The organism is Oceanimonas sp. MB9 (assembly GCF_011319775.1).
Taxonomy (GTDB): domain Bacteria; phylum Pseudomonadota; class Gammaproteobacteria; order Enterobacterales; family Aeromonadaceae; genus Oceanimonas; species Oceanimonas doudoroffii.
The window spans coordinates 209,721-233,842 of the sequence record NZ_VFBE01000005.1 but is presented as its reverse complement, the minus strand read 5'-3'; the positions used below and the strand labels follow the sequence as shown (position 1 = coordinate 233,842).

Sequence of the window (24,122 nt, the reverse complement as noted above, 5' to 3'; positions counted from 1 at the left end):
GCTCCAGGTCTGCATATGCTCTGCCGACCCCACCGGAGCAAAACGAAGCAGCAGCAGGGATTGCCGGAGCCGACCGTCAAATGCCAGGGATGGCATTTGCCGAGCGCTACATGGATGTACTCGCAGCGTGTCGGCGGAGATAACCCTGCTGTTGCTTCGCACTGCGAGCCTGCGAGCCTCACAACTCGCCTCCTTCCGCCAGCAGCCGGCGGGCGATCAGCAACTTCATGATTTCGTTGGTGCCTTCCAGAATGCGGTGCACCCGGGTATCGCGCACATGGCGCTCCAGCGGGTACTCTCGAATGTAGCCATAGCCGCCGTAAAGCTGCAGCGCTCGATCACAGACCTTAAAGCCCACATCGGTGGCAAAACGTTTGGCCATAGCGCAATAGGTAGTGGCATCGGCATGCTTGGCATCCAGCCTGCTGGCGGCCAGCCGCACCAGCTGCCGTGCCGCCGTCAGCTCGGTGGCCATGTCGGCCAGGGTGAACTGCAGCGCCTGAAACTCGGCAAGCTTGCGGCCAAACTGACTGCGCTCCTGCAGATAATTGCGCGCCAGGTTCAGCGCCTGCTGCGCCGTGCCCAATGAGCAGCTGGCGATATTGATGCGGCCACCGTCCAGCCCTTTCATGGCGAGCTTGAAGCCCTCTCCTTCCCGCCCCAGCAGCTGACGGGCGGACACCCGCACACCGTCAAAGGTCACACTGCGGGTGGGCTGACTGTTCCAGCCCATCTTGTCTTCCGGCCGGCCGTATTCAATGCCGGGGCTGTCGGCATTCAGGGCAAAGGCGGAAATGCCGCCGGGACCCTCACCGCCGGTGCGGGCCATCACCACTAGCACCTGAGTGCTGCCCGCCCCCGAAATAAACATCTTGCTGCCGGTCAGTTCATAGTCTTCACCCACCTTCTTCGCCTGGGTTTTAAGGGACGCCGCATCGGAGCCGGCATTGGGTTCGGTGAGGCAATAGGAGCCCAGCAAACGGCCGCTGGTCATGCCTTCCCGCCACGGCTCCCAAGCCGCTTTTTCTGCGGTGCTGGCAATCATCCAGGTGACCATATTGTGAATGGTGAGAAAGGCGGTGGTAGAGGTGCAGCCCATGGCCAGCCGTTCAAAAATAAGGCTGGCATCGAGCCGGGACAGACCCAGGCCACCGGCGGCCTCCGGGGTATACAGCGCGCAAAAGCCCAGCTCGCCGGCCTGTTGCAGGGTGTCCACCGGAAAGTGATGCTCTCTGTCCCACTGCGCCGCATTGGGCGCCAGCGCCTTGTCGGCAAAGTCTCCCGCCAGCGCCACAAAGGCCCGCTGATCCTCATTCAGTTCAAAATCCATGAGCCCTCCTGGCTGACAACCAAAAGCTGCAAAGTTGACTGTAAGTTCCTGCCCGCCTCCGGACAAAGGGCACTACTTCGCCGACACGCCGTAAACCCTTCCATGGGGGCTCCGCTGCGCATCTGACCGCCATGGATGGCGGGAATGCCGAAAATGCAGGAGCAATTTTCGGCCCTGCGCAGAGGGTACGGCGAAGCAGACACCCTTTGCCCTTCGGGAAAATGCCGAATTGCCTGACGGCATTCATCAGGCGGCGCCGGCGTGAAGCGAAGAAGCTGCTGGGATTGCCGGAGCCGACCGTCAAATGCCAGGGATGGCATTTGCCGAGCGCTACATGGATGTACTCGCAGCGTGTCGGCGCAGGTAACCCTGCTGATTCATCGCTTGGCGGAACTCGCAGACAACAGACGCTCCGCCAGTCTCCCGCCGTGTTCGTCATTTGAGGTGGATCGACAGATTGGGGCCGGCCACGACATCGTCGTCGAACCAGCGGGCGGTCACGGTTTTGGTTTCGGTGTAAAAGCGCACCGCCTGTTTGCCGTAGGCGTGCAGATCGCCGTAAAAGGAGCCGCGCCAGCCGGTAAAGGAAAAAAACGGCAGCGGCACCGGAATGGGTACGTTAATGCCCACTTGCCCCACCTGTATGTCCATCTGGTATTTACGCGCCGCCGCCCCCGAGGCGGTAAAAATGGAAGTGCCGTTGCCATAGGGGTTGGCGTTGACCAGGGCAATGGCCTCATTCAAGGTGTCGGCTGTCATTAACAACAGCACGGGACCAAAGATTTCTTCGGTGTAAATGCGCATGGTGGGGGTGACGCCGGCAAACAGGGTGGGCCCCACCCAGTTGCCGTTAGGATAACCACTCAAGGAGCACTGGCTGCCATCCAGCAAACACTCGGCCCCTTCCTGCTTGCCCGTTTCAATCAGCCCCAGCACTCGGGTTTTGGCAGCCTGGCTGATGAGCGGGCCATAGCCCGCCTCGGGGTCATTCCAGGCACCGGGCTGCACCTTCGCCAGTGCTTCTTTAATGTCGGGAATCCACGCCTGCGCCTCTCCCACCAGCACCCCCACCGAAATGGCCATGCAGCGCTGGCCGGCGGCGCCTACGGACGCGCCCACCAGATTGTTGATGGCCTGCTGCTTGTTGGCATCAGGCATCACCACCATGTGGTTTTTGGCGCCGGCAAACACCTGCGCTCGCTTTAACCGGTCGGTGGCGGTGCGATACACATGCCGGCCCACCGCCACCGAGCCCACAAAAGACACGGCGGCAATATCATCATGGGTCAGCAGCCGATCCACCACCTCGGCGCCGCCATGCACAATATTGAGCAGGCCATCCGGAGCTCCCGCTTCTCGAAACAGCTTGGCCAGCTCCATGGGCACCAAGGGATCCTGTTCGGACGGTTTCAGCACAAAGGTATTGCCACAGGCGATGGCCAGGGGAAACATCCACAGCGGGATCATGGCCGGAAAATTAAAGGGAGTGATGCCCAGGCACACCCCCAGGGGCTGGCTGAAGCTGTAACAGTCCACCCCGGACGCCACATCGGCCTGGGTTTCCCCCAGGGTCAGAGAGCTCACATTGGCGGCCTGCTCCACCACTTCTATACCCCGCCAGACATCACCTTTGGCATCTTCGAGGGTTTTACCCGTGTCCTGGCTGAGCAACTGCGCCAGCTCGTCATGCCGTTCCTTGAGCAGGGCCTGGTAGCGCAGCATCAGCCGGGCCCGCTCCGGCACCGGCACTCGCCGCCACTGCGCAAAGGCGGCCTTCGCCGCCGCTACCGCCTCGATAACTTCGTCGTCGGTGGCGCAGGGCAGACGCGCAATCAGCTTCTGGCTGGCCGGGTTGGTTACTTCCAACCAGGTTTGAGTCTGGCTCTGCACCATGCTGCCGTTTATCAGCAGCGGAACCTGATAGGCCATGGGTCACCTCATTCACACAGTTCAATCGCCAGCGCCGTGGCTTCGCCACCGCCAATACACAGGGCCGCCACGCCCTTGCTCAACCCGCGCCGGCGCAGGGCATGGAGCAGGGTTACCACAATGCGGGCGCCGCTGGCGCCGATGGGGTGACCGAGGGCGCAGGCACCGCCGTTAACGTTCACCTTGTCCGCCCCCAGGCCCAGCTCCTTCATGGCCAGCAGGGTAACCACCGCAAAGGCTTCATTGATTTCAAATAGATCCACTTCCTTCGCATTCCAGCCCTGTTGCTTCAGTAGCTTCTGAATGGCACCGATGGGCGCCAGGGTAAATTCGGCGGGCAATTGTGCGTGGGTGGCATGGCCCAACACGCGAGCCAGCGGCTTCAGGCCCAGTTCTTCCGCTTTGTCTTTCGTGGTCAGTATCAGGGCGGCGGCACCGTCGGAAATGGAGCTGGAGTTGGCGGCGGTCACGGTGCCGTCTTTGGCAAAGGCGGGTTTGAGGGTGGGTATTTTTTTCAGGTCTGCATTGCCTGGTTGCTCGTCGGTGTCGACCAGCGTGTCGCCTTTGCGCCCAGCCACGGTGACCGGGGCGATTTCCTCGCGAAAGTCTCCCTCGAGAATGGCCCGTTGCGCCCGATGCAATGAGGCGATGGCAAAGTCATCCATTTGTTGCCGGGTGATACCAAAATCGTCGGCGGTGCGCTGAGCAAAGCAGCCCATCAGGTCGCCCTCGAAGGCATCTTCCAGGCCATCGAGAAACATGTGATCCTGCAACTGACCGTGACCCAGGCGCAACCCGGCCCGGGCCTTGGGAAGCAGATAAGGGGCCAGGCTCATGCTCTCCATGCCGCCAGCCACCATGACCGAAGCGGAGCCCGCCATTAACTGGTCATAAGCCAGCATCAACGCCTTCATGCCCGAGCCGCACATCTTGTTGACCGTAGTGCAGGGCGCCGACACCGGCAGCCCCGCTCCCAGCGCTGCCTGTCGTGCCGGAGCCTGGCCCTGACCGGCAGGCAGCACACAGCCCATCACCACCTCGTCCACTTGCCCGGCATTTACTCCGCTTCGCGCCAGCGCGGCGCCAATGGCGACGGCGCCCAGCCGGTGGGCGGGTTCATTACCCAGCGCGCCCATCAGTCCGCCCATGGGGGTACGGGCGGCGGCAACAATCACAATCTGATTTCCTGTGCTCATGCTGGCCTCTTTGCTGAAAATGCCTTTGTCGGTTAAAGCTTAGCTGGCTCCCGCTGACTATAGTTAATGCATTCAAACGAACCCCAGCTTGCCTGGCGCTCAGGAGGTGACATGGCCCCTTACCCCACCCTGGATCTTGATCTTGGCGGAATGCATACCTTGCTCAGGGAGCAGGTAGCCGCCTTTGCCGGTAAGGAAATTGCCCCCCTGGCCGAGGCCATCGACCGGGACAACCGCTTTCCTGCCGAGCTATGGCCCAGGCTGGGCGACATGGGGCTGTTTGGCATTACCGTGTCAGAGGAAATGGGCGGCGTGAACATGGGCTATCTGGCTCATGTGCTGGCCATGGAAGAGATCAGCCGGGCCTCGGCTTCGGTGGGACTGTCTTACGGTGCCCACTCCAATCTGTGTGTGAATCAAATTCACCGCCATGGCAGTGAGGAGCAGCAACACAGCTACCTGCCCGCCCTGCTCAGCGGAGAACATATCGGCGCCCTGGCCATGTCCGAGCCCGGGGCCGGCTCCGACGTGGTGGCCATGAAACTCAGCGCCAGACAAGACGGCGATCACTTTGTGCTGAACGGTAACAAGATGTGGATCACCAACGGTCCAGATGCCCGAGTGTTTGTGGTGTATGCCAAGACCAATCCGCAGGCCGGAGCCAGGGGCATCAGCGCCTTTATTGTGGAAGCCGGCACCCCCGGGTTTTCCACGGCGCAGAAGCTCGACAAGCTTGGCATGCGCGGCTCCAACACCTGCGAACTGGTGTTTCAGGACTGCCGGGTGCCCGCCGCCAATCTGCTGGGGCCACTGAATGAAGGCATGAGCGTACTGATGAGCGGCCTGGATACCGAGCGGCTGGTGCTGGCCGGCGGGCCGCTCGGCATTATGGCGGCGGCCATGGATCTGGTGGTGCCCTATGTGCGCGAGCGCAAGCAGTTTGGCCAGGCCATTGGCGAATTTCAGCTGGTGCAGGGCAAGCTTGCCGACATGTATACCCGCATGAACGCCGCCCGCTGTTATACCTACATGACCGCCATGGCCGCTGACAGAGGCAGGCTCAGCCGTCAGGACGCCGCCGGGGTCATTCTGCTCGCCGCCGAAACCGCCACCCAGGTCGCCCTCGACGCCATTCAGCTGCTCGGCGGCAACGGCTATATCAATGAGTACCCCGCCGGCCGCCTGCTGCGGGACGCCAAGCTCTATGAAATCGGTGCCGGCACCTCGGAGATTCGGCGCATGCTGATCGGCCGGGAACTGGTGCGCGAACCCTAAGGAGCCGTTATGACCCAGTTTGTCAGCCGGGTACAGCCGGCCTCAGCGGAGTTTATTGCCAACCACAGCGCCATGGCCGCCGAGGTGACGGCCCTGCGTGAACAGGTGGCCGTCATTGCCGAGGGCGGCGGGGCCGACAACACGAAGCGTCATCGAGCCAGAGGCAAGCTGCTGGCGCGGGAGCGCATTGCCGCCCTGCTGGATGAGGGCGCGCCCTTTCTTGAGCTGTCGCAACTGGCGGCGCTGAACGTGTATGACGAGCCGGTGCCGGCGGCGGGCATCATCACCGGCATTGGCCGAGTGCAGGGGGTGGAATGCATGATTGTGGCCAACGACGCTACCGTCAAGGGCGGCACCTATTACCCGCTCACGGTGAAAAAACACCTGCGGGCACAGGCCATTGCCGAGCGCTGCCGGTTGCCCTGCCTGTATCTGGTGGACTCCGGCGGCGCGCACTTGCCCAGCCAGGACGAAGTCTTCCCGGACCGGGAGCACTTTGGCCGCATCTTCTTTAATCAGGCGCGCATGTCCGCCGCCGGTATTCCCCAGCTGGCGGTGGTCATGGGCCTGTGCACCGCCGGTGGCGCCTATGTGCCGGCCATGGCGGACGAGTCCATTATGGTGCGCAACCAGGCCACCATTTTTCTCGGTGGCCCGCCGCTGGTAAAAGCCGCCACCGGCGAGGTGGTCAGTGCCGAGGAGCTGGGCGGTGCCGGCGTGCACACACAACAGTCCGGCGTGGCGGATCATGCCGCCGATGATGATCGCCAGGCGCTGGCTCTGGCTCGCCGGCTGGTGGCCAATCTCAACCATGCACCGGTGCCGGCCCCACCCCACGAGCCTCGCCCACCGCGCTACGCCATTGATGAGCTCTACGGCATTGTCGGCACCAGCCTGCGCACCCCCTTTGAGGTGCGGGAAGTGATCGCCCGGCTGGTGGATGATTCTGTGCTGGACGAATTCAAGCGCGACTATGGCCCCACCCTGGTCTCCGGCTTTGCTCACCTGCACGGCTACCCGGTGGGCATTATCGCCAACAACGGCATTCTGTTCAGCGAGTCGGCCCAGAAGGGGGCGCATTTTATCGAGCTGTGCTGCCAGCGAAATATTCCCCTGCTGTTTTTGCAGAACATCACCGGTTTTATGGTGGGCAAAAAATACGAGGCCGAAGGCATTGCCAAGCACGGCGCCAAGCTGGTGACGGCGGTGGCCTGTGCCAGCGTGCCGAAAATCACGCTGATCATCGGCGGCAGCTTTGGCGCCGGCAATTACGGCATGTGTGGCCGGGCCTATGATCCCGACTTTTTGTGGATCTGGCCCAATGCCCGCATTTCGGTGATGGGCGGCGAGCAGGCCGCCAATGTTCTCGCCACTGTGCGCCGGGATGCACTGGCCAAGGCCGGTAAAGACTGGTCCGCCGAGGACGAGGCCGCCTTTAAAGACCCCATTATCGAGCGCTACGAACAGCAGGGCCATCCCTGGTATGCCAGTGCTCGGCTGTGGGACGACGGCGTTATCGACCCCAAAGACAGCCGCGCCGTGCTGGCCATGAGCCTGGCGCTGGCAAGCAATCACACACAATCCCCCACCCGCTTTGGCGTGTTTCGCATGTAAGGAGGCGTAATGTCCGAACCCGTGCTGCTGCAACCCGCCGGCAGGGGAGTATGGCAGCTGGTACTGAACAATCCCGAGCGCCGCAATGTGCTGAACGAAACCACCCTGGACGCCTTCCATGCCCGCCTGAGCGAGGCCGAAGCCGAGCCGGCCCTGCGCCTGCTGGTGCTGAAGGCAGAGGGCAAGCACTTTTGCGCCGGGGCGGATCTGGGCTGGATGCAGCGGGCCGCCCGGCTAAGTCCGGAACATAACCGCGCCGATGCCGCCCGGCTGGCCGAACTGCTGTGGCGGCTGGACCGTTTTGCCCACCCTACTGTTGCGTTGGTGCAGGGGGCGGCCTACGGCGGGGCGCTGGGGCTGGTATGCGCCTGTGATGTGGTGATTGCCGCCAATGATGCCCGCTTTTGCCTGAGCGAGACTCGCCTCGGGCTAATTCCCGCCACCATCTCCCCCTATGTGCTGCGGGTGCTGGGCGCCCGCCAGGCCCGGCGCTATATGCTGAGTGCCGAGGTCATAGATGCCGTCCGCGCCGAACGACTGGGGCTGGTGCATGAAGTAACTACGCAGCCCTTGCAGCAGGCCGCCGCGCCCGTGATTGAGTCGCTGCTGCGGGGCGGCCCTCGAGCACAGATCGCGGCCAAGGCGCTGATTCGGGATTATGCCGGCCAACCGGTAAACAAGGCGCTGATAGCTGACAGCGCAGGGCGCCTGGCCGCCCTGCGCGTCACCGATGAAGCTAAAGAAGGGCTGGCCGCCTTTCTGGACAAGCGCACCCCGAACTGGGAGGACGATTTATGCTGACCAGGTTGCTGGTGGCCAACCGGGGCGAGATTGCCTGCCGAGTGCTGCGCACCGCGCGCCGGCTGGGGCTGCACACCATAGCGGTGTATTCCGATGCCGACCGTCACGCCCTGCATGTGGACATGGCCGACGAGGCCTGGTGCATAGGCCCGGCACCGGCGGCGAAGAGTTACCTTAATCAGGCGGCACTGCTGGAGATTGCCGGCGCCTGCGGGGCCGATGCGGTGCACCCGGGTTACGGCTTTCTCTCGGAAAACGCCGGTTTTGCGCAGGCCTGTGCCGACACCGGCTTGGTGTTTGTGGGGCCGCCTCCATCCGCCATTGCCGCCATGGGCGACAAGGCCGCCGCCAAGGCGCTGATGGCGTCTGCCGGTGTGCCCCTGGTGCCCGGCTATCACGGCGAGGAGCAGAGCAATGAACGGCTGAAAACCGAAGCCGCTGCCTGCGGCTACCCGCTGTTGCTTAAAGCCGTGGCCGGCGGCGGCGGCAAGGGCATGCGCGTTGTGCATACCCCTGCCGAGTTCGATGAGGCCCTGGCCGCCGCCCGGCGGGAAGCCAAAGCCGCCTTTGGCAACGACGCCATGCTGCTGGAGCGCTACCTGCCCGCGGCCCGCCATGTGGAAGTGCAGGTGTTCTGCGATGCCCACGGCAACGGTATTTACCTTTCGGAGCGGGACTGCTCGGTGCAGCGCCGTCATCAGAAAATTCTGGAAGAAGCCCCCGCCCCCGGACTGAGCCCGGCCACCCGCACCGCCATGGGGGAAGCGGCGGTGCGCGCCGCTCAGGCCATCGACTATCGCGGTGCCGGCACCGTAGAGTTTCTCTATACCGACGACGGCCACTTTTACTTTATGGAAATGAACACCCGGCTGCAGGTGGAGCACCCGGTGACCGAGCTGATCACCGGACTGGATCTGGTGGAATGGCAGTTGCGGGTGGCGGCGGGCGAGCCCCTGCCACTTACTCAGGAGCAAGTAACCATTCGGGGACACGCGGTAGAAGCCCGCATCTACGCCGAAGACGCCGAGCACGGCTTTTTGCCCGCCGCCGGCACCCTGCATGTGCTGCGCGAGCCAATCACCTCAAGCCGAGTGCGCCTCGATACCGGCGTGCGTGAAGGCGACGAAGTCGGCATTTACTATGATCCGCTGATCGCCAAACTGATCGTGCATGATCAAACCCGTGACGCCGCCCTGGCCGGGCTGGCACAAGCACTGGCGCACTACTGCATCGGCGGGGTGAAAACCAATATCGGCTTTTTGCACCACCTGTGCCGTCACTCGGCCTTTATCAACAAAGAGCTGCACACTCAGTTTATCGAGCAGCATGAATCCAGCCTGTTTACAGCGCCGGCTCTTGCCAGCGGCGAGGTGCTGGCGCTGGGGGCACTGGCTTATGCTCTGCTTCTGCCACCACGTGGCGCCTCCCCCTTTTCAGCCGCCACCGGCTGGCGGCTGAACCAGCCCGCCATTCACTCACTGCGGCTGGACTATGCCGGCGATATTGATGCAATCACACTGACCGCCATCGAGTCCGGCTGGCGGGCAAAAGTGAGTGGACAAGAGTTTGATCTGCAGGGCGAGTTGGCCGGAGAGCAGCTAAGGGTGACCATGAATGATCGCCGGCTCAGCCTGTATATAGCCGGGTACGGCTCTCAGCTTTGGCTGTTTTATCGGGGTCAGCGCTTTGATCTGCGCAGAGTGACTGACGAAGCCGGCAGCACCCAGCACGGCGCCGGCGGCAGCCTCACCGCCCCCATGCCCGGACTGGTGAACGAACTGAAGGTGGTCGAAGGCGATCAGGTAACGGAAGGCCAGACCCTGCTGGTGCTGGAAGCCATGAAAATGGAGCATCCCATTCGCGCGCCCATGGCGGGCAAAGTAGCGGCCATCCACTTTCGCACCGGGGAGCAGGTTAGCGAAGGAGACGAGCTACTACGGCTGGAGGCCGATGATGGATAGCGTCAGACTGGTGGAAATGGGCCCCCGGGACGGCCTGCAGAACGAGCCGGTACAAGTGCCCACCCATATCAAAATCGAGCTGGTGGAGCGGCTGGCCGACTGCGGCCTGACGCATATCGAGGCCGCCAGTTTTGTCTCCCCCAAGTGGGTGCCGCAAATGGCGGACGGCAGAGAGGTATTAACCGGCATTCGCCGCAAGCAAGGCGTGGTCTATTCGGCGCTGACTCCCAATGTTAAAGGCCTGGAAGCGGCGCTGGCCGCGGGTGCTGATGAAGTGGCGGTGTTTACCGCCGCCTCGGAACGCTTTTGCCGAAAAAACATCAACTGCTCGGTAGCGCAAAGCCTTGAGCGCTTTACCCCGGTACTGCAGCTGGCCCACGAGCACGGCCTGCGGGTGCGCGGCTATGTCTCCACCGTGCTGGGCTGCCCCTATGAAGGCGACATTCCCCCCGCCGCCGTAGCCCGGGTTGCCGGCGCGCTGTACCGCCTGGGCTGCGATGAAATCTCTTTGGGCGATACCATTGGCACGGGCACGCCGAAAAAGGCCATCGCCATGTTGTCTGCGGTACGCCAGGAAGTCCCCCTGGCGCGGCTGGCGGCCCATTTTCACGATACCTACGGCCAGGCCCTGGCCAACCTTTATACGGTGCTGGAGCAGGGCCTGCGCATTATCGACAGCTCGGTGGCAGGCCTGGGCGGTTGCCCCTATGCGAAAGGGGCCACCGGCAATGTGGCCAGCGAAGACGTGGTCTATCTGCTGCATGGCTTGGGCCTGGAAACCGGCGTAAACCTTGACCGGCTGGTGCACACCGGCCGCTGGATCAGCCGGCGGCTGGGCCGGGTGAACGGGGCAAAAACGGGCCTTGCCTGGCACCCCAACAAGTAAGGAGTCAATTGACATCAGAAAACCTCGTAATGATAATGCCTCTCACTATGGAATATTCATGACAGCCTCATGCTCCAGCGAGCCCAGGATTACATAGACAACTTCACCCTTTACGATCTGGTGCAACACCGTCGCTTTGGTGCCGAGTATCAACCCATAGTGGAACTGAGCAGTGGCGATATCATGGGCTGGGAAGCCTTGGCGCGCTTTTATACCCCCAGCGGCGATACCTTGCGTCCGGATCGCGTATTTGAGGCTCTGCACAGCGATAACCTCAGCCTGTTCAGCGTTGAGCATCAAATGAAGTCGCTGCAAATTGCTCAAGCTCCCGGCCAGGGGGACTTGTTTCTGAACCTGGACCCTCATGCCTTTGCCCTGTTCGGCCGGGATCCCCGCAACCCTTTACTGGAACTCTTCGCAGATCGGGACCGGCTGGTGGTAGAAATCATCGAAAACAGTGACGCCAACGATGCCCTGTACAGCGCCAGCATGAGCGACGCCCTGCGCGGACTGGGATTAAAGCTGGCGCTGGATGATATTGGCGCGCCCGACAGTATGCTGTCCTTTGAGCTGCTGGTGGATATGGATTACCTGAAGCTGGATCGCTCCTGGCTGAAGCCCGGGCAGTCGGAGCAGCGTCAGCAGCTACTGCTGGCCCTGTGCCGCTTTGCCAGAAGTTGTGGCAAACCCATAGTACTGGAAGGGGTCGAGCGGCAGGAAGATCTGGAAGTGGCCCGCCGACTGGGGGTCGACTATGTGCAGGGCTTTCTTTACCGGTCCCTGTTTAAAACCATTAAGGTTTAACTCGAGTCCCCAGCCCCAGTCCTCTGAATAAAAAAGGGAGCCGAAGCTCCCTTTTTAGTGTTTTAATCCGCCAACCTTACTGGTTAACGAACTCCACACCTTTCTGAATGTCGCCACGCAGGGTTTCCAGCATGCCGTCCATTGCCGCCTGTTCAAAGGCGCTGATGTCACCGTAGGGCAGCACTTTTTCCACGCCGTTCTTGCCGAGCAGTACCGGCTGGGCGAAGAATTCAGCGTGCTCGCTGCCGCCGTCTACATAGGTGCACTCAACCACGTTGGCTTCACCCTGCATGGCCTTGACCAGAGACAGCGCGAAACGGCAAGCAGCCTGACCCATGGACAGGGTGGCGGAGCCGCCGCCGGCCTTGGCTTCAACCACTTCGGTGCCGGCGTTCTGAATGCGGTAGGTCAGCTTCTCGATTTCCTCGTCGGAGAAGGAAGCGCCTTCCACCTGGGACAGCAGCGGCAGAATGGTCACACCGCTGTGGCCACCGATAACCGGAACCTTGACTTCAGACACGTTCAGGCCCTTGGCTTCGGCCACGAAGGTCTCGGCGCGGATCACGTCAAGGGTAGTGATGCCGAACAGCTTGTTCTTGTCGTATACACCGGCCTTTTTCAGTACTTCGGCGGCAATCGGTACAGTGGTGTTCACCGGGTTGGTGATGATGCCGATGCAGGCCTGCGGGCAGGCGGCAGCGGCTTTTTCGATCAGGTTCTTGACGATGCCGGCGTTCACGTTGAACAGGTCGGCACGGTCCATGCCCGGCTTGCGGGCCACACCGGCGGAGATCAGCACGATGTCGGCGCCGGTCAGGGCCGGAGTGGGATCTTCACCACCAAAACCAACCACGCTTACGGCGGTGGGGATGTGGCTCAGATCGGCAGCAACGCCGGGAGTGACAGGAGCGATATCATACAGGCTCAGTTCAGAGCCGGCAGGCAGGTTGTTCTTCAACAGCAGGGCGAGAGCCTGGCCGATACCACCGGCAGCTCCGAGTACGGCAACTTTCATAGCTGAACTCCGTTTATTATTGAATAGTTATACGTTTCCTAGGCCTATGCAAAATAGCGAAACCGCCGTGCAAACACAATGCCCAGGCCCATCAAATGTAACAGTTCTGTGAGCCAGCCGGCTCATTCATCCCTGTTGCTGAAACGCCAGCGCACGCCGCTCCAGCAACCGGAACAGCCAGGTCAACAGGCTGTTCATCAGCAGGTAGATTACTCCGGCCACGCCGAATACCGTCAGGGTGTCGTAGGTCTGGCCGTTGATGCGCTGGGCCAAGCCCATAATGTCCATAATGGAGATGGTGCTGGCCAGGGAACTGCCCTTGAGCACCAGCACCACCTCGTTGGAATAGGCCGGAATCACTCGGCGCATGGCGTGGCGCAACTTCACACTCAGGGTCTGCCATTCGCTCATGCCGAGCGCGCGGCAGGCCAGGGTTTCGCCCTTGGGCACCGCGTCCAGTGCGCCCTTGAACAACCGGCAGGTGTAGGCGCCGGCATTCATGCCCAGGGCCAGAATGGCACAGAACATAGGCTCGCGCAGATACTGCCAGGCCCAGCTTTGCTTGATGCTGTCGAACTGGGCCGGGCCGTAGTAGATCAGAAAGATCTGCACCAGCAAGGGCGTTCCGGTGATCAGCAGCAAATAGCCTTCCGCCAGCCAGTTCAGCACCGGTACCCGCTTGTCCAGGATCCAGGTCAGCAACAGGGCGATCACCAGGCCCAGCAGCAGGCCGGTGGTGGTGATCAGCAAGGTGATCTGCAGGCCGTCCAGCAAGGCAAGGGAGTAATCGAGCAATTTAGTCATAGCGGGTCACCCTCGCCTGCAGTCGTTTCAGGCCCTGCTGGCTGATCAGGGTAATGGCCAAATAGATCAGCGCCGCCGAAGCATACCAGGTAAAGGGCTCATAGGTGCTGGCCGCCGCGGTCTTGGCCTGATGCATAAGATCATGCACGCCAATCAACGACACCAGCGCGGTGTCTTTCAGCAACACCAGCCACTGGTTGCCGAGCCCCGGCAGGGCATGGCGCCAGGCCTGGGGCAGCACGATGCGAAAAAAGCTGTACAAGGGGGGCAAACCCAGTGCCAGGGCCGCCTGCCGCTGGCCGCGAGACACCGCATTGAGCGCCCCGCGCAGGGTTTGGGCGCCATAGGCGGCAAACAGCAACGACAGTGCGGTCACCCCGCACCAGAACGGGCTGAATTCAATGTATTCCCCGGTCAGCAAAAACAGCAAATGGGTGGAGCCAAAATAGATAAAGAACACCACCAGAATTTCCGGCAGGCCACGCAGCACGGTAGTGAGCGCGGACGCCGGCAGCCGCAACAGCCGCCAGCGGCTCATTTCCGCGCCGCAGAACAGCATGGCCAGCACCATGCCCACCACCAACGAGACCAATGCCAGCCCGAGGGTCATCAGGCCGGCATTAAACAGATGCGTCATCATCAGTGCGGGAAGTACTTGCCGTAGAGCCGATCATAGGTGCCGTTGGCCTTAAGTTCGGCCAGGCCCTGGTTGAGCTTGTCGAGCAGTTCCTGGTTGCCCTTGGTGACGGCAATGCCAAAGCCGGTGCCAAAGTAGTTGTCGTCGGTCACCGCCTCGCCTACGACGTCATAGCCTTCGGACTTGGCCAGCCAGTCACCCACCACGGCGGTGTCGGCAAACACGGCTTCAATGCGGCCGTTGGTCAGATCCAGCAGGGCGTCCTGCACGCTCGGGTAGGCACGGGGATCCAGGCCATCGCTTTCAAGGTTGTCCTGAATGTACTTCTGGTGCGAGGTGCCGTTCTGCACGCCCACGGTTTTGTCCTTGAGGGCCTCAATGGCATTGAACTGGCCGGCGGGTGCCACAAACACCGCGGAGTTCTCGTAGTAGATGTCGCTGAAGTCGACCTGCTCGGCCCGCTCCGGAGTAATGTCCATGGCGGCGATGGCGGCATGATAGCGCTTGAACTTGAGGCTGGGGATCAGGCTGTCAAAGGCCTGATTGTGAAAGCTGCACTCAAGCTCTGCCACTTCACACAGGGCCTTGGCCAGATCGATGTCAAACCCCTGCATTTCGTTGTTGTCGTCAACGAATTCAAAGGGAGGATAGGCGGCGTTGGTCACGAACTTTACTTCGTCGGCCTGGGCGGCGGTGCTGCCGGCGGCGGCCAGCAGGGCCAGGGACAACAGGGTCTTTTTCATGGGTATGTCCTTATCAATGAGTCAGAAATTCCGCCAGACGCTTGGTCTGGGGATGGTCAAGCAAAGCAGCGTCGCCGTATTCCACCAGCTTGCCCTGCTCCAGATAGGCGACCTTGGTCGCCACTCGGCGGGCAAAGCCGACTTCGTGGGTGACGATCACTTGGGTAATACCGGTTTTGCCCAGTTGTAAAATGATCTCCGCCACCTCCTTGGTGATCTCCGGATCCAGCGCCGCCGTGGGTTCGTCAAACAGCAGCACCTCGGGGTTCATCATCAGTGCCCGGGCGATGGCCACCCGCTGCTGCTGGCCACCGGACAGGGCACCGGGCCAGGCCTGGCGCTTGTCGGCCAGCTTGAGCTGAGCCAACAGGCCGGCGGCCTTGTCTCTGGCCTCGGCCTTGTTCATGCCCAGCACCTTGAGCGGGGCTTCCAGCAGGTTTTGCTCCACGGTCAGATGGGGCCACAGATGGTATTGCTGAAACACCATGCCCACCTTGCGGCGCAACTCCTGCGCCCGTCTTGCCAGACGGCCGTTGTCGTCGGCGGGAAAGCTGAATTGCTCACCGGCCATGGCCAGGGTGCCGGCATCCGGCACATCCAGCAGGTTCATCAGCCTGAGCAAAGAACTTTTTCCTGCGCCACTGGGACCAAGTAGCACTAATGTCTCTCCGGCGTCGCATTGCAGCGAAACCTGGCTTAAAATTTCCTGCCCGGCCCAGGACTTGCTTATGCCGCTGAATTCTATGCCCATGCGCTATGTTCACTTCATCTGTCAGAGTCTTTGGCTGATTTTATTTTGCATTATTGTTAATGCAAGCTAAATCTGCATCTTTATGCAAGATAAATGACTATTCCTTGATAAAACCCCATAACGGATAGACAATATGCCCCATTCACTCACGCTCGGTCGGCTGCAAAAAATGAACGAAAAACAGGAACAACTGGTCAAGGCATTCAAGGCGTTGCTTAAAGAGGAACGCTTTGGCTCCCAGGCGGAAATCGTTAATGCCCTGCAGGAGCTGGGGTTTGAAAACATCAACCAGTCCAAGGTGTCACGCATGCTGAGCAAATTCGGCGCCGTGCGTACCCGCAATGCCAAGATGGAAATGGTGTATTGCCTGCCGGTCGAACTGGGCGTGCCCACCAGCAGCAGCCAGCTCAAGAACCTGGTGCTGGACGTGGGCCACAACAGCGCGCTGATTGTCATTCATACCAGCCCGGGGGCGGCCCAGCTCATCGCCCGCATGCTCGACTCCCTTGGCCGGGCCGAAGGCATTCTCGGCACCATTGCCGGCGATGACACCATCTTTATTACCCCCACCAAGGAAACCCCCATCGAAGAGCTGTACCAGAGCGTACTGGAGCTGTTCGAACAATACGTGTAAGCGAACGCACCAAGAGGGGTGAAGAGTAAGGGGTGAGGCGCCCTGAGCGCCAGTGCGCAGTCCCCCTCACTCCTCTCCCCTCCCTTTTCACACGGGGTTACGCATCCCCCTGCGATAACAGCCAGTTTTCCGATGGCGCGAAAAACGCGGCGCCGGTTTCCGCCCGGGTAAACAGCGTTAAATGATCAAAATTCCCCTGCTCGTCACGCCGGTACATGCTCTCCAGCATGCGGGTAAAGTGTAGTGGCGTACGGCAGCAGGAAATAAACACCAGTCCCTGCTCGGTGGCACTGCCCCAGGGCATGCTCTGGCGCAAAATTTCCATGCTGTTGCCGTTGGTGTCCTTCAGGCTGGTACGCCGGGTATGGGCGGTCATCGGTTTGTCGGCTGCAGCATACTCGATGTTATCGGCCTTGGTGCGGCCATAAATGTCTTCCTGCGTCTTCAGCGCCAGCTTTTGCCAGCGGGCCATGCGGTGATGGTAACGCTGTACATGCACATAGCTGCCGCCGGCAAAGGGACCCTCGGCCACCAGGGCAACGGTTGCCCTGTCTTCGCCTTGCGGGTTTTCGGTGCCGTCCACAAAGCCGGTCATGTCGCGGCTATCCAGGTAACGAAAGCCCTGGCGCTCGTCCTTGAGCTCCACCATTCCTGCCAGCAGCTCCATCACCTTCTGCACCGCGATATAGGCCACGTCGAGGCGATCGGCACGCAGCTGAAAGAACAGATCAAAGGGCGTTTCCGGCGCCGCGCGTTCGCCTTCTCCCTGGGCCGGAAAGGCACGCAGCTCGGCGGGGCGCTGCCGTGGATACAGCTCGTCCCAGGCCTGGTGACCGATGGCCACCAGGCCGGAAAAGGCGGCATTCGAATAAGTATCGGCCAGCTCCCGCCACAACGCGGGCACGGCCTTGAGCTTGTTTCTTACCTCGGACTGATGGCCGGGTAAAATATTGAAAAACAGGTAATGGGCGTGAAGATTGGGTTCGGCGCAAATGCCGGCTTGTGCTGTCATTCTTTGCTCTTCCATTGCTTCAAAAGAGGTCAGTATAACGGCAAACAGTGACACTGGGGATGGGGGATGATCAAGGCAGGCTGGAATTAAGCAGGACTCATTCCAACCTGGCTGTTGCCCGCCTCACGCCACTTCCCGCCGGCGCTCGGCTTCGTCGGGAAAAAAGGTCAGGGCATGGGGCGCCACGGTCACCTGCACATTGGCCACTGCCGGCAGCGGCTCGTTGATGCTCACCTCCAGGGTCAACCCCTGGCATTCCACCAGACAGCGGGTATGTGCACCGAGAAACTGCTGCTCCAGCACCCGGCCATTTCCCTGCTCCGCTTCGCTCAGCAGCAGCTGACGCGGTCGCAGCAACAGCCGGCCTTCACTGCCGGGCTCGGCACTAATGGCCGCCAGGCTGGCAATCCGGCCCAGGGGAGTCTGCAGGCTGTGGCTGTCGTGCACCGTGGCCGGCACATAGTTGCTCTGACCGAGAAAGTCGGCCACAAAGGGGGTCTGCGGATGCTGATACAGGGTTTGCGGCCGGCCCACCTGTTCGATGTGGCCCTGGCGAAACAGCGCCAGCTTGTCGGCAAAGGCAAAGGCCTCTTCCTTGCTGTGGGTCACAAAGATGGCGCTGATGCCCTGCTCCTTGAGCAGGCTGCGAATTTCACTGATCAGGCGCATGCGCACCTGAGTATCAATATTGGAAAAAGGCTCGTCCAGCAACATCAGCTGGGGCCGGCAGATCAGCGCCCGGGCAATGGCCACTCGCTGCTGCTGGCCACCGGAAAGCTGGTGCGGATAGCGCTCGCCCAGGCCGGCCAGGTTGACCAGCTCCAGCACCTCGTCGACCCGCGTCCGAATCACCGCCTTGTTACTTTCCTTGCTCTGCAGGCCAAAGGCCACGTTTTGCGCCACGTTGAGGTGGGGAAACAGGGCATAATCCTGAAAGATCATGCCGATATTGCGCTCTTCCGGCACCACCGCCGCGCCGTTGCCGTTGACCTTGCGGCTGTTGATGCAAATGTCCCCGCCAGACACCGGCAGCAACCCGGCCACCGCCTTCAGCAGGGTGGTCTTGCCGCAGCCGCTGGCACCCAGCAGGCACATGATTTCATTGTTTTCTACCCGCAGCGACAGGCCATCCAGCACCGCCTTGCCGTTGTAACTGCAACAAATGTCGTCAATCGTGAGTGCCGCCATCAGTGATGTTGCTCCAGTGAACGGTTCAGAAAAATCAGAGGTATCAGCCCCACCAGCACAATCACGATGGCGGGCAGCGCCCCCAGCTCCAGTTGCTCGTCGGAAACAAACTGATACACATAGGTGGCCAGGGTCTGAAAGTTGAACGGCCGCAGCAGCAGCGCCGCCGGCAGTTCCTTCATGCATTCAATGAACACCAGCAGGGCCCCGGCCAGCATGCCCTTGCGAATCAGCGGCAGGTGCACTCGGCGAATCATGGCCGCCGGGCCATAGCCCATGGTCTGGGTCACCATATCGAGGGATGGCGACACCTTGTTCAGGCTACTTTCCACCGCCCCGATGGCCATGGCACCAAAACGCACCAAATAGCCAAAGGCGATGGCGGTCATGGTACCGGTCAGCAGCAGGCCAGGCTCGGGCAGGCTCAGCCACAGCGCCAGATCGTTGATGGCAAAGTCCATCATGGTCAGCGGCACCAGCACCCCAATGGCCAGCACGGTGCCGGGCAGGGCATAGCCCATGGCCGCCAGCCGCAACGGCAGCACGGTATGACGCTTGCCCTTGAGCCGGTGGGTCATACCCAGCAGCAGGGCAATGGCCAACCCCAGCACCGCCACCACCGCCGACAGCACCAGGCTGTTAAGGCTGTATTCAAAGAAGCGGGCATTCCAGGCCTGATCGAAATAGCGCACCGCGTGGTAGCACAGAATGACAAAAGGCAGCAGGAAGCCGAGACCGACCAGGCCCCAGCAGAACGCCAGCGCCGCCCATTTGCGGCCGCCGGTGAGCCGGTAGCCGGCCTCCTGCTCGTGGCCCATGTTCTTTTGAAACACCTGCTGGCGCTTGCGGCTCATGCGCTCCAGGCTCAGCAGCACCATCACCACCAGCAGCATGATGGCGGAGATCTTGGCCGCCGCCTGCAGGCTGCCATAGCCAAGCCAGGTGTCGTACACCGCCGTGGTCAGGGTGTTGACCGCAAAGAAATTGACGGTGCCGAACTCGGCCAGGGTTTCCATCGCCACCAGTGACAGCCCCACCGCAATGGCAGGACGGGCCAGGGGCAGGCTGACCCGGCAAAAGCTTTGCCAGGGCGTGCAGCCCAGCAGCCGGCTGGACTGAATTAGGCTGGTGGACTGTTCCAGAAAGGCGGTGCGCCCGAGCAGGTAGACGTAGGGGTAGAGCACCAGTCCCAGCACCAGGGCGGCGCCCCCGAGACTACGAATGGGAGGAAAATAGTAGTCGCCGGCAGACTGCCAGCCGAACCAGTCGCGCAGCGCCAGCTGCACCGGGCCGGAATAGTCGAGCAAGTCCGTATAGACAAAGGCGACAATGTAGGACGGCATGGCCAGGGGCAATATCAGTGCCCACTGCAACCAGCGGCGTCCGGGCAGCTCGCACATGGCCATCAGCCAGGCGGCGGGCAGGCCAAACAGCAGGCTCAAGCCCATCACCAGCGACACCAGCCAGAAGGTGTTGCCAATGTAGGCCGGAAGCACGGAAGCCCACAGATGACGGAAGATGTCTTCTGCGGGCAACAGGGCTTCGACTATCAGTGCCAGAATCGGCAAGGTCAGCACCAGGGCGATGCCCCAGCTGCTGACCGTCCAACCATATCTTTTCATGTACAACTCAAAACGGGGGACAGGCCCCCGTCTTTTTACAGATCGTATTTCACTTCGTCTACCAGCTTGATCGCTTCCTGGGCGTGTTTGGCCACGTCGGTCAGCGGCAGGGTATCGGACTTGAAGTCACCCCAGGCCTTCACCAGGTCGGACGGATCCACGCCCGGCTTGACCGGATATTCGTGGTTGGCGGACGCATACAGGTGCTGGGCTTCGTCGCCGGCCAGGAACTCCATCAGCTTGAGGGCCGCATCCTTGTTCTTGGCATGCTGAGTCATGGCCACGGCGGAGATATTGACGTGGGTGCCACGATCGCCCTGATTGGGGAAGTTGATGTAGACGGACTCGGCCGCTTCACGCTGATCGTCGTTGGTCAGCATCACGCCGTAGTAGTAGCTGTTGCCCAGGGCATAGTCACACACGCCGTCACGAATGGCCTTGATCTGATCCCGGTCGCCGCCCTGGGGCTTGCGCGCCAGGTTGTCTTTCAGGCCCTGCAGCCAGTTTTTGGTGTACTCGCTGCCGTGCTCGGCAATCATGGAGGCGGTCAGCGCCACGTTGTAGGGATGCTTGCCGCTGCGGGTACAGATCTTGCCCTTGTACTTGGGATCCGCCAGCTCTTCATAGGTGATGTCGTCACGCTTGCCCACCCGGTCAACCGAGCTGTAAATGGCACGGGCGCGGGTGGTTACCGCGAACCACTTGCCGTCGGCATCGCGATACTGGGCCGGAATGTTTTGTTCCAGCACGTCGCTTTGCACCGGCTGGGTCAGATCCTTGTCCACCACGTCCATCAGGCGGCTGACGTCCACGGTCAGCACCAGATCGGCCGGAGAAAGACGACCTTCCCGCTCCAGACGTTCACCCATGCCGTCCTTGATAAAGACCACGTTCACATCGATACCGGTTTCCTTGGTAAAGGTGTCGAGCATGGGCTTGATCAGGAATTCCTGACGGTTGGAGTAGACGTTGACTTCTTCGGCTGCAGCCTGGGCGGTGAAGCTGGAAGCCAGCAGGGCAGCGGCGGCGGTGAGGAAAAACGGTCTGGTCATTATCCGGTTCCATTGGTTGACTGAGAATAATTAACGTTCAGCAGTATACCGGGCTCCAAGAGGGAATCAACCACCGGCGAACACTCAAATAATAAAAATTGTTATCTTCACTTCGGTGTTTTGAGGCGGATCAAAAAAAAGAGGAGCACAAGGCTCCTCAAAACAAGACCCGGCGGCCTCGTGACGTAAGCGTGTTACTGGGCCGGCAATCAGCGCGGCTTGAGGGTAACGAACTCGGGATAGGCGTCGATGCCGCAGTCTATCTGGTCCATCCCCGACATCTCTTCTTCCTCACCCACACGAATACCCATGGTGCGCTTGAGCAGGTACCACACCAGCAGACTGGCACCGAATACCCAGCAGCCAATAACCAGGATGCCGACCAGCTGGGCAAAGAAGGTGGCATCGGTGTTGGCCACCGGTACCAGCAGCAGGCCCAGAATGCCGCACACACCGTGTACCGAAATGGCACCCACAGGATCATCGATGCGCAGTTTGTCCAGGGCCACGATGGAGTACACCACCAACACGCCGGCCAGCAGACCAATGGCGGCAGACCACAGGTGGCTCGGTGACAGCGGGTCGGCGGTAATCGCCACCAGACCGGCCAGGGCACCGTTGAGAATCATGGTCAGATCTGCCTTGCCCCAGGTGATTTTGGTGACCAGCAGTGCGCCGATGGCACCGGTGGCGGCGGCGGCGTTGGTGTTAACGAATATTTTAGATACGGCAGTGGCGTTTTCCACATCCGACAGCAGCAACTGAGAGCCGCCGTTAAAGCCGAACCAGCCCATCCACAGAATAAAGGTACCCAGGGTCGCCAGCGGCATGTTGGAGCCTGGAATCGGGTGAATGGCGCCGTTTTTGCCATATTTGCCCTTACGAGCCCCCAGCAGCAGCACACCGGCCAGGGCCGCGGCGGCACCGGTCATGTGCACAATGCCGGAGCCGGCGAAGTCACTGAAGCCCAGCTCGGACAGGAAACCACCGCCCCAGGTCCAATAGCCTTCCAGCGGATAGATAAAGCCGGTCAGCACCACGGAGAAGCCCAGGAAAGCCCACAGCTTCATACGTTCGGCCACGGCACCGGATACCACGGACATGGCGGTAGCCACGAATACCACCTGGAAGAAGAAATCGGACTCCAGGGAGTGATCCGCATCGGCACTGGGGCTGCCAATCAGGCTGCCCAGGCTCGGCAACCAGCCGCCTTCGGCATTATCCACATACATGATGTGGTAACCCACCAGCAGGTACATGGTGCAGGCGATGGCAAACAGCAAAATGTTCTTGGTCAGAATTTCGGTGGTGTTCTTGGCTCTAACCAGGCCGGCTTCCAGCATGGCAAAGCCGGCAGCCATCCACATTACCAGCACGCCCGACATCAAAAAGTAAAAGGTGTCGAGGGCAAATTTCACTTCGGTTAATGCATCCATGACATTGTTCTCCCTTAAATGGCTTCCACGTCCCGCTCACCGGTACGAATACGTACCGTTTGCAGCAGGTCAAATACGAAGATCTTGCCGTCTCCGATTTTGCCGGTTCCGGCAGCCTCGGTAATGGTCTCGATCACCCGCTCCACGTCTTCACTCTGGGCGGCGATCTCCAGCTTGATCTTGGGCAGAAAATCCACCTGGTATTCGGCACCCCGATACAACTCGGTGTGCCCCTTCTGGCGGCCAAATCCTTTGACTTCACTGACCGTCATACCATCTATACCCAGGCTGGACAGGGCCGAACGCACATCGTCGAGCTTGAAGGGTTTGATAATGGCGCAAATCATTTTCATGGGGGGCTCCTCGCGCAGAAAAGAAAGTCCCCCTGTTCTTTACAAGCTTCGTGCCAATTTTTTAAGCCATTTAAATCAACAACTTAAAATCATTCCCTTGGATGGTGCAATGAGCATCATGTTATGCTGGTGCATCCATCCGACAGCGCGCACCAAAACAGTGCAAAGGAAAGTTACATGCTGGAAATTTCCGCCCGAGTAAGCATTCCGGAACGGGAACTGGAGTTTATTACCACTCGTGCCGGTGGCCCCGGAGGTCAACACGTCAACAAGACCGACTCCGCGGTGCAACTGCGCTTTGACTACGCCAGCAGCCCCAGCCTGCCTGAGGGTTACAAGGAGGCGCTGGCGAAAATGCGGGATCACCGCGTGCTACCCAGCGGCTGGATATTAATCAGGGTGGAAAGCGAACGCAGTCAGTTGATGAATCGGGAAGCGGCCAGGGAGGCCTTGGTGGCCCTGCTGCAAAAAGCCGGCAAGCCGGTCAAGGTGCGCCGCCCCACCAAGCCCAGCAGGGCGGCAAAGGCCAAACGCACCGACAGCAAGACCCACAGGGGCAAGATCAAAAGCTCTCGCGGAAAGGTAAAGTTCTAGGCTGTCGCCTGTGAGGAGTGAGGAGTGAGGAGTGAGGAGTGAGGAGAAAAACACCGAGTATGGAGTCAGACTCAACTCCTCACTTCCGTCCCCTCACCCCTCACCGGCTCTGAATAAACTCCCGCCACTGGGTCAGCAGCCGGGCCAGATCGTCCAGGCCGCAGCCGGCGTAGTGGGCGTCGTCATAATAGCTCATGCCCTCTTCCAGCTCGCCGCCGTCAAAGGCCAGGCCGTGGCCGATAAGCTCGGCCTCGCCGTCGCCCAGGGCCAGGGTGAATTCGGCGTATTCCCGGCGAAGCTCGTCCTGCTGACGCGCATCCAGCCCGGCGATGGCGTCCAGCAGGCGCGTGGCTTCGGCGGCATCCACCTCGTCGGTCAGCCACTGGCCAAAGGCCTCATGGCCCATGTCACACCGGGCCCGGCAGCGGCCGTCCAGATCACGTAAAAAGTCGAATTCCATGGCCGCTCTCCCGGCAAAAAAGGCG

Annotated in this window: 23 protein-coding genes; 8 read left to right on the top strand and 15 right to left on the bottom strand. The window is 60.9% G+C overall.

Going from position 1 to position 24,122, the window contains the following annotated elements:
- Positions 1 to 178 precede the first annotated feature (178 nt).
- The 3 genes from OJHNALOF_RS04335 to OJHNALOF_RS04325 form a co-directional block, all read right to left on the bottom strand.
- Positions 179 to 1,330 carry an acyl-CoA dehydrogenase family protein gene (locus tag OJHNALOF_RS04335; protein ID WP_165661268.1) on the bottom strand — a complete coding sequence of 384 codons (1,152 nt, stop codon included), beginning with the start codon at positions 1,328 to 1,330 and terminating at the stop codon, positions 179 to 181.
- Between the two features lie 435 nt (positions 1,331 to 1,765).
- Positions 1,766 to 3,259: a CoA-acylating methylmalonate-semialdehyde dehydrogenase gene (locus tag OJHNALOF_RS04330; protein ID WP_165661267.1), complete on the bottom strand. Its 1,494-nt coding sequence runs from the start codon at positions 3,257 to 3,259 to the stop codon at positions 1,766 to 1,768.
- Positions 3,260 to 3,267: 8 nt separating this feature from the next.
- Complete coding sequence (locus tag OJHNALOF_RS04325; protein ID WP_165661266.1) at positions 3,268 to 4,455, bottom strand: acetyl-CoA C-acyltransferase; 1,188 nt, start codon at positions 4,453 to 4,455, stop codon at positions 3,268 to 3,270.
- 111 nt (positions 4,456 to 4,566) lie between these two features.
- Here OJHNALOF_RS04325 and OJHNALOF_RS04320 point away from each other — a divergent pair, with 111 nt between their 5' ends.
- The 6 genes from OJHNALOF_RS04320 (at position 4,567) to OJHNALOF_RS04295 (ending at position 11,796) form a co-directional block, all read left to right on the top strand.
- A complete protein-coding gene (locus tag OJHNALOF_RS04320) occupies positions 4,567 to 5,730 on the top strand; it encodes an isovaleryl-CoA dehydrogenase (protein WP_165661265.1) in 1,164 nt (387 codons plus the stop codon).
- 9 nt (positions 5,731 to 5,739) lie between these two features.
- A complete protein-coding gene (locus tag OJHNALOF_RS04315) occupies positions 5,740 to 7,344 on the top strand; it encodes a carboxyl transferase domain-containing protein (RefSeq protein ID WP_165661264.1) in 1,605 nt (534 codons plus the stop codon).
- Between the two features lie 9 nt (positions 7,345 to 7,353).
- A complete protein-coding gene (locus OJHNALOF_RS04310) occupies positions 7,354 to 8,145 on the top strand; it encodes an enoyl-CoA hydratase-related protein (protein WP_165661263.1) in 792 nt (263 codons plus the stop codon).
- Positions 8,139 to 10,106 (top strand): acetyl-CoA carboxylase biotin carboxylase subunit, encoded by a 1,968-nt coding sequence (locus OJHNALOF_RS04305; protein ID WP_165661262.1) that lies wholly within the window; start codon positions 8,139 to 8,141, stop codon positions 10,104 to 10,106. The genes OJHNALOF_RS04310 and OJHNALOF_RS04305 overlap by 7 nt, the downstream gene beginning before the upstream one ends.
- Entirely contained in the window at positions 10,099 to 10,992 is an 894-nt protein-coding gene (locus OJHNALOF_RS04300; RefSeq protein ID WP_165661261.1) for a hydroxymethylglutaryl-CoA lyase, read from the top strand. Before OJHNALOF_RS04305 ends, OJHNALOF_RS04300 begins: the two co-directional genes overlap by 8 nt.
- A gap of 69 nt (positions 10,993 to 11,061) precedes the next feature.
- Positions 11,062 to 11,796 carry an EAL domain-containing protein gene (locus OJHNALOF_RS04295; protein WP_165661260.1) on the top strand — a complete coding sequence of 245 codons (735 nt, stop codon included), beginning with the start codon at positions 11,062 to 11,064 and terminating at the stop codon, positions 11,794 to 11,796.
- Positions 11,797 to 11,872: 76 nt separating this feature from the next.
- On the opposite strand, the gene mdh is transcribed toward OJHNALOF_RS04295, so the two are convergent.
- The 5 genes from mdh to OJHNALOF_RS04270 all read right to left on the bottom strand — a co-directional run bounded on the left by mdh (position 11,873) and on the right by OJHNALOF_RS04270 (position 15,746).
- Positions 11,873 to 12,811, bottom strand: coding sequence for a malate dehydrogenase (mdh, locus tag OJHNALOF_RS04290; protein ID WP_094200337.1), 939 nt, complete (start codon positions 12,809 to 12,811; stop codon positions 11,873 to 11,875).
- A 126-nt stretch (positions 12,812 to 12,937) separates the two neighbouring features.
- Entirely contained in the window at positions 12,938 to 13,606 is a 669-nt protein-coding gene (gene artM, locus OJHNALOF_RS04285; RefSeq protein WP_206063608.1) for an arginine ABC transporter permease ArtM, read from the bottom strand.
- Position 13,607: 1 nt separating this feature from the next.
- Complete coding sequence (gene artQ, locus OJHNALOF_RS04280; protein WP_094200339.1) at positions 13,608 to 14,255, bottom strand: arginine ABC transporter permease ArtQ; 648 nt, start codon at positions 14,253 to 14,255, stop codon at positions 13,608 to 13,610.
- Positions 14,255 to 14,995 carry a lysine/arginine/ornithine ABC transporter substrate-binding protein gene (locus tag OJHNALOF_RS04275; RefSeq protein WP_094200340.1) on the bottom strand — a complete coding sequence of 247 codons (741 nt, stop codon included), beginning with the start codon at positions 14,993 to 14,995 and terminating at the stop codon, positions 14,255 to 14,257. The genes artQ and OJHNALOF_RS04275 overlap by 1 nt, the downstream gene beginning before the upstream one ends.
- Positions 14,996 to 15,008: 13 nt before the next feature.
- Positions 15,009 to 15,746 carry an ATP-binding cassette domain-containing protein gene (locus tag OJHNALOF_RS04270; RefSeq protein ID WP_094200341.1) on the bottom strand — a complete coding sequence of 246 codons (738 nt, stop codon included), beginning with the start codon at positions 15,744 to 15,746 and terminating at the stop codon, positions 15,009 to 15,011.
- A gap of 133 nt (positions 15,747 to 15,879) precedes the next feature.
- Between OJHNALOF_RS04270 and argR the strand changes: the two genes are divergently transcribed.
- Complete coding sequence (gene argR / locus OJHNALOF_RS04265; RefSeq protein ID WP_240919634.1) at positions 15,880 to 16,380, top strand: transcriptional regulator ArgR; 501 nt, start codon at positions 15,880 to 15,882, stop codon at positions 16,378 to 16,380.
- 97 nt (positions 16,381 to 16,477) lie between these two features.
- Here the strand turns inward: argR and OJHNALOF_RS04260 are convergent, their stop codons facing one another.
- The 6 genes from OJHNALOF_RS04260 to OJHNALOF_RS04235 form a co-directional block, all read right to left on the bottom strand.
- Positions 16,478 to 17,392, bottom strand: a complete 915-nt coding sequence (locus OJHNALOF_RS04260; RefSeq protein ID WP_165661259.1) for a Dyp-type peroxidase — start codon at positions 17,390 to 17,392, stop codon at positions 16,478 to 16,480.
- Between the two features lie 123 nt (positions 17,393 to 17,515).
- Positions 17,516 to 18,580 carry an ABC transporter ATP-binding protein gene (locus OJHNALOF_RS04255; RefSeq protein WP_165661258.1) on the bottom strand — a complete coding sequence of 355 codons (1,065 nt, stop codon included), beginning with the start codon at positions 18,578 to 18,580 and terminating at the stop codon, positions 17,516 to 17,518.
- On the bottom strand, positions 18,580 to 20,202 hold the full coding sequence (locus OJHNALOF_RS04250; protein WP_165661257.1) for an iron ABC transporter permease: 1,623 nt from the start codon (positions 20,200 to 20,202) through the stop codon (positions 18,580 to 18,582). The genes OJHNALOF_RS04255 and OJHNALOF_RS04250 overlap by 1 nt, the downstream gene beginning before the upstream one ends.
- 35 nt (positions 20,203 to 20,237) lie before the next feature.
- Complete coding sequence (locus tag OJHNALOF_RS04245) at positions 20,238 to 21,254, bottom strand: Fe(3+) ABC transporter substrate-binding protein (protein ID WP_094200345.1); 1,017 nt, start codon at positions 21,252 to 21,254, stop codon at positions 20,238 to 20,240.
- Positions 21,255 to 21,463: 209 nt separating this feature from the next.
- Complete coding sequence (locus tag OJHNALOF_RS04240; protein WP_094200346.1) at positions 21,464 to 22,690, bottom strand: ammonium transporter; 1,227 nt, start codon at positions 22,688 to 22,690, stop codon at positions 21,464 to 21,466.
- A gap of 14 nt (positions 22,691 to 22,704) precedes the next feature.
- Complete coding sequence (locus OJHNALOF_RS04235; protein ID WP_094200347.1) at positions 22,705 to 23,043, bottom strand: P-II family nitrogen regulator; 339 nt, start codon at positions 23,041 to 23,043, stop codon at positions 22,705 to 22,707.
- A 177-nt stretch (positions 23,044 to 23,220) separates the two neighbouring features.
- Here OJHNALOF_RS04235 and arfB point away from each other — a divergent pair, with 177 nt between their 5' ends.
- A complete protein-coding gene (gene arfB / locus OJHNALOF_RS04230) occupies positions 23,221 to 23,637 on the top strand; it encodes an alternative ribosome rescue aminoacyl-tRNA hydrolase ArfB (protein ID WP_094200597.1) in 417 nt (138 codons plus the stop codon).
- A 100-nt stretch (positions 23,638 to 23,737) separates the two neighbouring features.
- Here arfB and OJHNALOF_RS04225 read toward each other — a convergent pair whose 3' ends face one another.
- Positions 23,738 to 24,097, bottom strand: coding sequence for a YacL family protein (locus OJHNALOF_RS04225; RefSeq protein WP_094200348.1), 360 nt, complete (start codon positions 24,095 to 24,097; stop codon positions 23,738 to 23,740).
- Between the last annotated feature and the right edge of the window lie 25 nt (positions 24,098 to 24,122).